The organism is Arthrobacter crystallopoietes BAB-32, assembly GCF_000328305.2.
Classification (GTDB): domain Bacteria; phylum Actinomycetota; class Actinomycetes; order Actinomycetales; family Micrococcaceae; genus Crystallibacter; species Crystallibacter crystallopoietes_A.
The window spans coordinates 1-11,070 of sequence record NZ_ANPE02000265.1 but is presented as its reverse complement, the minus strand read 5'-3'; the positions used below and the strand labels follow the sequence as shown (position 1 = coordinate 11,070).

Genomic DNA, 11,070 nt, shown 5'->3' with positions numbered 1-11,070 from the left:
CGGCCGGGAGAATCCCCAGCCGGCCCCGCCCTTCGAAGGCCGCCCCTCAAACCAACGGCCAGCTCAAGCCAACCGCCGGATCGACCAGCGCGTCAGAGCTTGTCGGTGTTGAGGCCGGGCTTGACTGCGGCGGACACCTTGAACTGCGTGCCGGCGTAGAACCAGGCCGAGCCGTCGGTGCGGGTGCCGACCATGTCCATCTTGGCGTCGCGGTTGAAGTCGCCGACGCCCATCAGCCGGTTGTACACGTTCCAGCCCGAGCCGATCCGCATTTCGGCGGAGAGCCAGGCGCTTCCGGACCGGCGCATCAGGCCGCTGCGCAGCCAGAGCGTGCCGTCCTTCTTGCGCACCACGACGTCATCCGCGCCGTCGCCGTCGTAATCCCCCACCGGCACGACGGCGTTGTAGCCGGTCCAGCCGGTGGCGATCAGAGTGCGCGGTCCGTGGTGCCGGCCCGTGCCCGGGCCTGTGTAGAGGTAGACGTCGCCGTCCGGCCGCACGGCGAGCAGGTCGTTCCTGCCGTCGCGGTTGAGGTCGCCGACGCCCTCCAGGTGCGCGAAGCCGGTCCAGCCGCTGCTGCCGATCTTCACGCGCGAGCGGTAGCCCTCATTGCCGGAGGCCACGCGCCCGGTGCCGGCGTAGAACCACAGCTTGCCATCGTTCTCCACCGCGACCAGGTCGTTGCGGCCGTCGCCGTTGTAGTCGCCGACGCCGACCAGGTGCTTGTAGGCCTGCCAGCCGCCCCGGCCGATCTTCACCCGAGCGCCGTAGCTGCCGGTGCCGTCGCCCGCGGCGAACCACAGCTCGCCGGACCGGTTGGTCGCGACCAGGTCAGCGATGCCGTCGCCGTTGAAATCGCCCGGCGCCGCCACGAGGGTGAAGCCGTTCCAGATTGCGTCGCCCTTCCGGACCCCACGTTCGTAGCCCTCCGGCTCGGAGAATCCGGTGCCGGCGTAGAAGCGCAGCGTGCCGTTCGAGTAGGCGCCCAGGAGGTCGTTCTTGCCGTCGCGGTTGTTGTCGCCGATGCCGAGCACCTGCGTGAACGCCTGCCAGCCGCTGCTGCCGATCTTCTGCGAGGCGTCGAAGATGTTGCCGCTGCCGGGCCGCACGCCGTTGCCGCGCAGCAGCCACAGCGTGCCGTCCGGTTGGGTGGCGGCGACATCCTCGCGGCCGTCGCCGTCGAAATCCCGGGTCGCGATCAGCTGGTCGAACTTGCCCCAGCCGGTCCCGATCGTACTGCGCGAGCCAACCCGGCCGGTGCCCAGTCCGGGGTAAACATACGCCGTGCCATTGGTGTGCTGCGCGAGCAGGTCCTGGCGTCCGTCGTCGTTATAGTCACCGGAAACAACGACGTCGGTCATCGAGTTCCAGCCACTGGCACCTACCTTGACGCGTGCCTTGAACCTGCCGTCGCCCGTGCCCGCGTAGAACCACAGCGAGCCGTCGGTGTGCCGCGCGAGCAGGTCCGGATACCGGTCCCCGTCGAAGGTCCCGGCGCCGATCAGCTTGTTGTAGATCTGCCAGCCGCCGCCGATCCGCACCGGGGTGCCGTAGCCGCCGGAGCCGTTGCCCGGGTAGAACCACAGGTAGCCGTCGGTGCGGCGGGAGACCAGGTCCGCGTGGCCGTCCAGGTTGAGGTCCCCTGGCGCGGCCGAGGTGACCGAGGTGCTGACGGGCGTCGTCGCCGGAGCCGAGGGTGCGACCCCTGACGGGTACTTGGCGAAATCGCGCAGCTGGGTCAATGTGCCGCGCCAGACGTTGGAGTCGCCGAGGAAGGGGCCGGATTCGCTGTACTGCCAGATGTCGTAGCGCTTCCAGCCGGCGGGCAGCCAGGGGTAGGTGACGTTGCCGGTGGAGAAGTGCGCCACGTGCAGCGGGTGGTCCTTGAAGGCCGTGCTGTAGTTGGTGCACTGGTTCCACCAGCTGCCGTTGGTGTAGATCGCCGGGACGCGGCCGGTCAGCGCCTTCATGGTGTTGGAGAACTCTCGGACCCAGGCAACCATCTGGCTCGGCGTGAGGTTGTAGCAGGTGTTGCCGAGCTGCGGGTACGGGTTGAACTCGATATCGAGCAGCGGAGGCAGTGTCTTGCCGTCCGCAGACCAGCCGCCGCCGTTCCGGACGAAGTACGTCGCCTGCGCCCTCGCCGTCGCCAGGTTCGTGCTCGGAATGGCGAAGTGGTAGGCGCCGCGGATCATGCCCACGTTGTACGAGCCGGTGTACTGGTTGCTGAACTGCGGGTTCCGGTAGGTGACGTCCTCGGTGGCCTTCACGTAGGCGAACCGGGCGCCGAGGTTCCACTCGGTCTGCCAGTTCACGCTCGGCTGCCAGCCGGAGACGTCCATGCCCTGCACGCCCGGGGCCTGCCAGTGGTCGCGGTTGGAGGCGGCGATGGAGACGGCTGCGGTGCGGTCGATCTCGAGGACGTCGAGGGTTTCGGCCAGCTTCTCCTGGCCTTCCTCCGTCTTGAGCTCCGCTTCGGCTTCCTGGCGCATCTCCAGGCCCTTGCCCATGGCCGCGCCATTCTCGCCCTGGAGCTCCTTGAGCAGCGCCTGCCGCTGCTCCTCCGTCATCTCCTCCAGCGGGATGTCCTCGACCGTGGCCTTGTCCGGCTCTTCGGCCGGGGTGCTCTCCTGCTGCTCGGGCGCCGGGGCAGGGGTTTCCTCCGCCGGTGCCGGAGCGGTTTCGGCGGGCGCGGTTTCGGCGGGGACGGCCGGTGTGGTTTCCGCTAACGACGGCGCCGGGGCCGGGTCCTCCGGCGCGGTCGCCGGCAGCGTGGTTTCGGCAGGCGGTGCCGTGCCTTGAGCCGCCGGGACTGTTTCGCTGGCCGGCTGCGGCTGGGGTTCGGTGGCCGACGCTGCCGGCGCGACCAGGATGCCGCCGACCGCGACGGACAGAACGGTGGCCGAGGCCAGCAGGTGCGTGCCGGCTGCGGTGAATCGTTTCTTGAAGTTAGGCACAATAGCCCCTGAGTGCGGTGATGGTGTCATGGAAGCGCTCCCCCGGGCGCGGGCAAAAAGATGTTACTGGTGTGACGAATGTGCTTAAAGGTTAGCGCAGGTCCATTGCTCCGAATAGGGTCCGGAGGGAACTTGGGGTGAACAACAGGCCTGTAATTTAGGCGGTTTCGCCCTCTTGTGCGGCCTGAGCAGCGGCGATGTCCTTGCGGCGCTCGTCCTCGATGACGCGCAGCATCTGCCGCTCGATTCGCGCTGCGGCGGCCTGCCCCAGCTCGGCGCGCAGCCGCGCGAGCTCTTCCGCCGCGATCCGCCGGCGAATGCTGTCCCGCTCGGCCACGCTGCCGGCATGATCAAGCGCCCAGCGATCCCGCTCATCCATGGGACAACGTTAGGCCCCCTCGGCGCTGCGCAACAGGAGGCACCCGAAGTGCGCCGCCGCCGTCGTACGTGGAAGACAGGAAAGGCGGTTTGTGCGCGGCACGGAACCGGGCCGCTGCGGGGCTCGGGCGGTCGAAAGCTCCCGCACCGCGCGAGGCGATGGCGGGAGCTTTCGGGAAATGGCCGGTGGGACGGAGCGATTACGGATGCGCCGTCCGATGTCCGCGGCCTTCGCCCCGGCGCCGGCCGCTGGTCAGCAGCAGACCGACGGCGACCATGGCGACGCCCAGGACGAAGTGCAGCCAGTTGTCCGCGGTGTTCATCGGGACGAAGTTGGCGACACTCTCCTGGTCAATCACCAGGCCGTAGATCCACAGGGCCAGGTACACCACGCCGCCCCAAACCAGGAAGTTCTTCGCTCCCATGGCGCTGCGGGCGAGGGCGACACCGGCGATGCCGAACAGCAGATGGACGATGTTGTGCAGGATCGAGACCTGGAACACGCCCAGCAGCATGGCCTCCGACATGTGCCCGGCTGCGCCCAGCTGGTCGTAGTTGGTGGTGATCCCGGGGATGAAGCCGAGGATGCCCACCAGCAGGAACACGACGCCGAAAACCATCGCGGCCGTGCGGACCGCCGGATGCGCGGCGTGTGCATGGATGCTCTCTGATGCGGTCATAGCCGTCTTCCAATCCGTGGCCGCCTCTCCTGTCGCAGGATGGGCAGGACTCTTGAAGCGTCCGCTGCTTTAAGCATAGATTTCGCCGCCGCAGGTGCAAGCGATTGGGTCTGGAATCTGCCGCGGGGCGGCAGGCTGAGGGGGTGGGACGCCGCGGGGTGAGCGGGTGAGACGCCGCGGTCAGGGAGTGAGCCGTTGGGTCAGCGGAGGCCGTTGCGGGCCCGGAGCCAGGCCAGCACCCAGGCGGCCTCGGCCACGGCGTCCAGCAGGTAGATCCGGCTGATCCGGTCGCGGCCTCCATAGACGGCATCGATGACTGCGAACGCGGCACTGGTCGCCACGCCCAGCCGACCTGCTGCATTGAGGCCGGCATGCGACCCTCCGGCGCGAAGCTGCGTATAGCCGATCCCCGCCATCAGCGCGCCGACCGTCTTGACCAGCCACGGTTCGCTCTTCGGACCCGTCACGGCTTCGAAGCTGCGGTAATGCAGCAGCGGCCAGATCCCGAACACCAAGTTGAATAGGCCGTGCGCCTTCGCCAGCCGAGCTGCTTCCATGACGCTCGCCTCCACCCGTTATTCCTTGTCCTCCAGGCGCCACCAACACGATGGACGCACTTCCATCGTGGCATGGAGGAGTGCGGCAGACAGGGTCCGGGTCGGGAACCGTCAATTGCAGATATTAGACCGACCCTTTCAGTCCATGTATCAATATTGATTCATTTGCACCAAGACTGATACATCCATCTGTTAACGCCGCCGAGCGGCGGGATCTGTCCGCGGTAGCCGGGCCACAATGGGCAGGGCACCGGGGCGGGGGCAGGACCAACGGGGCCGGGGCTAGCCGGCGCTTTCCGGCCCGCAGCTACTGGGCCAGCCGGCGCTTTCCGGCCCGCAGCTACTCGGCGCTGCCGGCGCTTTCCAGCCCGTTTTCGGGGAGGGCAGCGCAGGCGCGGGCTGTCAGGGTCCGCTCGAGAGTGGCTGTATTGACCAGCCCGGTGCGGCTGCCGCCGAAGCAGTCCAGTGCGGCGGCGGGCGTCCCTTCGTCAACCCGGACGCGCACGTTGATCAGGTAGACGTGGCTGTCCATGACGCCGATGCTGCGCTCGAGAGCGAGCAACTGTACCGGGTTCCGTGCCGGATTGAGCCACTCGCCGGCCCAGTCCGAGCCGAGCAGCATCCAGGAGGCGGAGAGGACGTTGACGCCGGGGCCGAAGTCCAGGGTGTCGACCATGTTGTACTCCGCGCCGGCCACCACGGACGGGTTCTGCACGGCCACCTCATAGGTCACATCCCACACACCGTTGCCGGCGTCGTCGGCACGGACCGGTTCGCGGACGCTGCTGCTGACGTTGAGCTTCGGCGCCTGCCAGTCGCTGGCCACCTGGCACGCGATCTCCTGGCCGTAGCCGGGCGTCACGGTGTGCCCGTCATGCACCAGCTCACCCGAGCCGGCGACCAGTTCGCAACTCCACCGGCCGGCCGTGAATTCGGTGCCGCCGACAAAGCGCGGGCTCTCCGTCAGGTTGTAGGTGGTGCCGGCGGCCACGACGGCGGCTACGCCGGAGGAACCGACGACGGCGGGAACCGCTTCCCCGCGGGCGGTTGCGCTGAGGTTCCAGTCGGCGGGGCTGATGCCGTCCACGGGCGGGGCCGAGCGCGTCTTGACCAGCGTCAACTGCTGCTTGCACTGGACCGAGGTGACCATGGTGACGGTGTTGACCGACTTGAGTCCGCCGATCCGCCCGGCGCCGTCCGTGCCGGCCGCCTCGCAACCGCTGGGAAGCGCCAGGTTACCTGCCAGGGAAACCGGCATGCCGCCGTCGTACGCGTACCAGGCGCCCCACTGGCCCTTGGTGACGCCGCCGACACCTGCGGGCATGATCAGCGACGAGCTGAAGCCTTCGGGCTGGCTGCCGCCGCGGAAGTGCGTGCCGTTGATGTTCCAGTCCTGCTCCACCGCCACGCGGACGGGCAGCGGCTGGCAGGCCTTGGCGCTCAGGCCGTTGAGCTGGACGCTGCTGGTCAGGCCGGTGCCGCGGCCGGAGTTGAAACGGCAGTCCAGGTCCGCCGCGGGGGTGCCGGACGGGACCGAGACCACGGCCTCCACGTGGTAGGTGTGGACGGTGTCCTCGTCCTCGTCGAAGGCCAGTTCCGTGCCGGCCGGGGCGAGCGTGGCGGTGCGGTCATTGCCGGGGCTGGTCCAAGACCCGGACGACGGCGGTCCGTCACCTGTGCGCGTCCAGTCGGCGGAGATGATGGTTACCCCCGGGCCGAAGTCCAGGGTGTCCTGCAGGCTGTACGGCTTGGCCTCACTGTCCGAGGTGTTGGTGACGGTGATGTCGTAGCCGACGGACCAGATGCCCGGGACGCGTTCCACCGGGGTGCCGGCCGTCTTGATCAGCTCCAGGTCGCCTTCGCGCTGGCCGCATTCGAGGTCGTTGCGGATGGTGTAGCTGTTGTGGCCGGCCTCCAGTGCGGCGGTCAGGCCGGCGTCGGTCAGCGGCCGGGCGTCCTCGCCGTCGAGCACGCTGCGGGAGACCAGGCGGCACTGTTTGCCGGTGGAGATGCTGCCCTTGATCGCCACCTCGGTGCCCTCTTCATAGCCGGACTGCGGGACGCCGACGCGGGCCGGGTTGTTCGGATCCGGTGTCATGAGCAGGCCGGCGTGGACGCCGAGGCTGGCGACTTCCTCCGCCGTGGCCGGGCGGCCGTTGATCTGCCAGGCGAGGTCGACCACAACGTCCGCGGCCGGTCCGCCGTTGGGTGTGCCGGGCGAGGGCGCCTCGCCGTCCACAACGTCGGGGGCTTCGGTTACGGGCTTGGTGACGATGTCCTCGCCGCCTGCACCCTCGTCGATGCCGGGGCCGGGGCGGTCGCCGTCGTTATCGCCTTCCTCGCCTGCGGGCGGCTCTTCCGGATCCGCCGGGTCCGTGCCGGGGTCGGTCTCCTCCACGGGCGGCTGGACGGGCGGTGTGGTGCCGCCGTCCGTTCCCGGGTCAGTGGGCGGCGGATCAACGGTGGGCGGCGTGACCGGCGGGTCAACGGTGGGCGGTGGCGTGACCGGCGGCGTAGTCCCCGGAGGGGTGGTCGGCGGAGTCGGGACCGGCGGAGTGGTGGCCGGCGGCGGAGTGACCGGCGGCTGCTCGGGCTCCAGCGTCGGCGGAATCCCGGACGGCGCAGGCGGCGTCTCCGCTGTCGGCGGCGTGGCCGGCGGGTCAGTGGGCGGAGGTGTGACGCCCGGGTCGATCGCCGACGGCTGCGGCAGCGGCGAGGGCACGACAACTGCGGTGTCCGACGGCGCGGGAGCCGTCAGGTCGGGTGCGGGCGTCACGGAGGGGTCGGCCGGAGCCAGCGTGGTTTCGACGGCCGGCGCCTCAGAGGCTTCGGCCGAAGGCGCTACGGACAATCGCGTTGTCGAATCGTCCCAGGTCTCGGCCATCTCCACCGGTTCCCCCGGTCCCGCAGCGCCTGCCCCTGCCATCCGAACAGCAGCATGGCAGTCGTCAGCACTGCGGCGGCTGCGGCCCTTGGACCGGACGCCGAATGGCTGCCTCGATGCCTCATCTGTACGCCCCCAACTGGCTGTACGATACCCGAGCCTGCGATGCCGTCGCTGGCGCCGCTGGCCCAAGCCAACCTCTACCTCTTCAAGGCCCGGTGGTCCGGGCTGTCCGCCACTCCCCCAACGGGTTGCGGCGGAATCGGTGATCCGGAACGGTGCGCGTTCCCGGTCCACCTCAACTGGTGCCGCCCCAACACCTTCGTGCGAGCCTCCCGCCCCCTGCGGGAAATGCGTAGGACCAAAGTACCAACGGCCCCACCCAAACACCATAGGCCGAGTTGGTGCACCACAGATTAGGGGCGAAAATTCCCACCTTGGCCCCTCAACCCGTGCCATCAGCGCACGCATCCGGGAGGCCCTGAATTAGCGCCGCGCGCACTGTACTCACCACTGCCCCGCGCCAGCGATTTCGCCCTTCCCCGCCACAGCCGCGCTGCAGGGCGCTACAGTGAAAACTAAGCCGACTGACAAACCCGCCAGCCGGCTCGACCAACCGAAGGGAGAAAACCATGGGTTTGGACGACAAGATCGAGAACGCCGCGGAACGCATGGGCGGCCAGGGCAAGGAAGCCGCCGGTAAGGCTACCGATGACGAGCGCCTGGAAGCCGAAGGCAAGACCGACCAGAGCAAGGCCGATCTGAAGGACGCCGGCGAGAAGATCAAGGACGCTTTCAAGAAGGACTAACCCAAACGGGTTACCCAATTGCGGGGGTGCGGCCACAGCGGCTGCGCCCCCGTATTCGTGTCCCGTGTACGACGCCGGTGCTCGCCTTCCCCAGGCCCGCTCCCCTTCCTGCCTCCCACCACAGGCCTCGAACGGCTACCCGGAGGCCAACCGACGTATCCACTCCTCCGTCGCCCGGCCGAGCCGCTGGTCCGCCACCACCTGCAGCTTCGCTGCCCGCCGGGCAATCCGCTCCCGCATCTCCTCCGAGTTCCCGGGTTCCCGCCAGCCCTCCGGCATACCGGGTTCCCGCCTGCCCTCCGGCTTACCACTTCCCGCGCCGCTACCTCGGCCTGCGCCCTCACGCTCTGGCAGCACCGACGGCCGGGCGAACTCCGCCAGCGGCTGAACCGCCGCGACCCCGAGAATCTCGATCTCCTCGTCCGTGGCCAGGCTGCTCGTCGCCAGGATTCCCAGCACGCCCAAGCCGGTCTCCCGCCGGGCCGGGTCATCGGACAGCGCCGACTCCAGCGCCCACTGCGCCCGGCCCCACCACTCGGCCCGCCGGTCCGCCAAGGACCGCTGCTTCAGCGCCCGCCACGCGATCGAACCAGCGATCACCGCAGCCAGCAGCGTCGCCAGCGGCCCGAAAGCGTCCACGACCTCCCACCAGCCGACCTGCTGCCCACCCACGGTCTCCGGCACCACCAAGCTCAGATTCTCCACAGCACCATCATGCCTCTCGCCTCTGACCTTCAGGGCCCGGCAGCGCCACCGCTCCGCCCCTCGTCCCAGGCCCCAGCATCGCCCCTCGTCGCAGCCCTCCAGCCGGCCCCGTTTCCGCCCACGTCCCAGCCCTCCAGCCGGCCCCAAAACGATTGGCCCTTAGTGGCTGGATTGAGCTGGGTTTCAGCCCTCAATCCAGCCACTACAGGCCAATGGATGAGGATGGTGCTTGGCAGGCGCGACCGAGGCCGCCGTCCGGTTCCCCAGACGACGGCCTCAATTATTAAGGGCCGTTGGCTCCGGCCCGCCGACCCGGACTGGGCACCCACGGCGCGGCCGGCCCAGTCACCGCGACGGCCCATCGGCCCAGTCACCGCGACGGCCCACCGGCCGAGTCAGTGCGCCGGACGGAAGGTCAACCGATCAGCGCTTCCGGCGGGAGAGCCGGGTGGCGAGGGTGCCGCCGATCAGCAGCAGGGCCGCGCCGGGGAGCATCCAGAGGCTGTCGGTTCCCGTCTGCGCGAGCTGCGGCCTCACGACCGGCGCCGGCTGCGGGGCCGCCGCGCCGGGCACGAAAGCGGGTCCGGGAGTCGGAGCCGGCGCGGGCGCAGGAGCCGGAGCGGGTGCCGGAGCGGGAGCAGGCGTCGGCGCGGGCGAAGGCGGCGTCACCTCTTCCTTATCCTCACCTGGCGGCGTCACCTCTTCCTCGTCCTCGGGAGCCCAGACCTCGGCACATGCCTCAGCCTCGTACTCGCCGTTCAGCACCGCCCTGTTCAGCAGGCCCGTGCCGTCGTCCCCGTTCAGCTCGCAGTCCAGCTGATCCTCGTCGGCATCCTCATCCACCTCGACGCGCGCCCAGATGATGTAGGTGTGGATGCTGTCCGCTTCGATCGAGCGGCCGTCCGCCAAAGTAGCCGTGGCGTCCCCGGACGGATCGGACCAAACCCCCTCCTCGCCGTCGTAATCCAGGATCCACTCCGCGTTGGTGGCGCGGATGCCGTCGCCGAACTTGAGGGTGTCGGACAGTTTGTACTCGCGGTCGGCGAACAGCGACGGGTTGGTCACCGTGACCTCGTACTCAACGTGCCAGATGCCTGCCCCGAACTCCGCCACATTCCAGACGGACTTGTGAATCTCCAGGTGCTTGGCGTCCAGCTCGTTCGTGGCGGTGCAGACCACGTCCTGGCCGTGCTTCGGCGTGACCTGGTTGCCGTCCTGCGCGACCTCGCCGTAGCCGTCCTCGGTGGTGCAGGACCAGCCGGCCTCGCTGAACTCGTCGGCGCCGTCGAAGTTGGCCTCCTCCTCCAGCGTGTAGGTGGTCCCGCCGTCAACGTAGCCTTGGGCACCGGTCAAACCTTCGACGGCGATGTCCTCACCGTGGGCGGCCTTGAGCCAGAACCAGTCTTCGTACTCGGAGTTCCCGTCCGGCTCGATCTTCTTCACGAGCTTCAGCGTCGTGTCGCAGTGGACCTTATTAACGACGGCGAATCGGTTCGACCGGTACTCGAGCTCGAAAGTGCCGAGGCCGTCCGTGTCCGTCAGCCAACAGCCTTCCGGAACCTCGGGTTCGCTCTGCTTGATGGTCAGGTCCTTGCCGCGCCGATAGTCGCTATAGACGCGGCCCCACTCGGCGGCGCGGAACTCATCTTCGTCCTTCGGCAGGGAGAGCTTCAGGTCCGCCTCGAAGCCGTCCGGCTCCGCGCCGTCGACGAAGTACTCGCCGTCGATGACCCACTGCTGGTCGACGCGGACGGTGGCGAGCTTGTCCCGGTCGTCGTCGTCCTCGTCCTCTTCGCCTACGTCCTCCTGCTCGGCTTCGTCATCCCCCTGCTCGGTTTCGTCCTCCTCGTGCTCGGCCTCGGCTTCGTCGTCCTCGCCGTCCTCGTCCTCAGCCTCTTCCTCAGCCTCAAGCTCGTCTTCGTCCTCGGCCTCATCGCCTTCGCCCTCAAGCTCGTCAGCGTCCGGCTCGGAATCCTCCCCTCCGGCCAAGGCCACCGCAGCTTGCGGCTCCGCCGCGGAACCGGACGACTCTGCGGCAGCCTCGGCGGGATCGGCCGGCGTTTGCCCGTCCGGCGCAGCCGGGACCGGTGCCGCCGCAGG

General features: G+C 69.0%; 7 protein-coding genes and 1 pseudogene. 1 reads left to right on the top strand and 7 read right to left on the bottom strand.

Annotated features, from left to right (window positions below):
• Positions 1–92: 92 nt before the first annotated feature.
• The 5 genes from D477_RS21460 to D477_RS19225 form a co-directional block, all read right to left on the bottom strand.
• Complete coding sequence (locus D477_RS21460; protein ID WP_005274030.1) at positions 93–2,957, bottom strand: GH25 family lysozyme; 2,865 nt, start codon at positions 2,955–2,957, stop codon at positions 93–95.
• A 157-nt stretch (positions 2,958–3,114) separates the two neighbouring features.
• Positions 3,115–3,336 (bottom strand): hypothetical protein, encoded by a 222-nt coding sequence (locus D477_RS19240; RefSeq protein WP_005274024.1) that lies wholly within the window; start codon positions 3,334–3,336, stop codon positions 3,115–3,117.
• Positions 3,337–3,535: 199 nt separating this feature from the next.
• Complete coding sequence (locus D477_RS19235) at positions 3,536–4,015, bottom strand: DUF4383 domain-containing protein (RefSeq protein WP_005274021.1); 480 nt, start codon at positions 4,013–4,015, stop codon at positions 3,536–3,538.
• 200 nt (positions 4,016–4,215) lie between these two features.
• On the bottom strand, positions 4,216–4,587 hold the full coding sequence (locus D477_RS19230; RefSeq protein ID WP_005274017.1) for a hypothetical protein: 372 nt from the start codon (positions 4,585–4,587) through the stop codon (positions 4,216–4,218).
• 325 nt (positions 4,588–4,912) lie between these two features.
• On the bottom strand, positions 4,913–7,498 hold the full coding sequence (locus D477_RS19225; protein ID WP_150110207.1) for a hypothetical protein: 2,586 nt from the start codon (positions 7,496–7,498) through the stop codon (positions 4,913–4,915).
• Between the two features lie 590 nt (positions 7,499–8,088).
• Between D477_RS19225 and D477_RS19220 the strand changes: the two genes are divergently transcribed.
• Complete coding sequence (locus D477_RS19220; RefSeq protein ID WP_005274011.1) at positions 8,089–8,265, top strand: CsbD family protein; 177 nt, start codon at positions 8,089–8,091, stop codon at positions 8,263–8,265.
• A 135-nt stretch (positions 8,266–8,400) separates the two neighbouring features.
• Here D477_RS19220 and D477_RS21455 read toward each other — a convergent pair whose 3' ends face one another.
• Complete coding sequence (locus D477_RS21455; protein ID WP_005274008.1) at positions 8,401–8,970, bottom strand: hypothetical protein; 570 nt, start codon at positions 8,968–8,970, stop codon at positions 8,401–8,403.
• 423 nt (positions 8,971–9,393) lie between these two features.
• Positions 9,394–11,070: pseudogene (locus tag D477_RS22865) on the bottom strand (hypothetical protein); the annotation flags it as partial.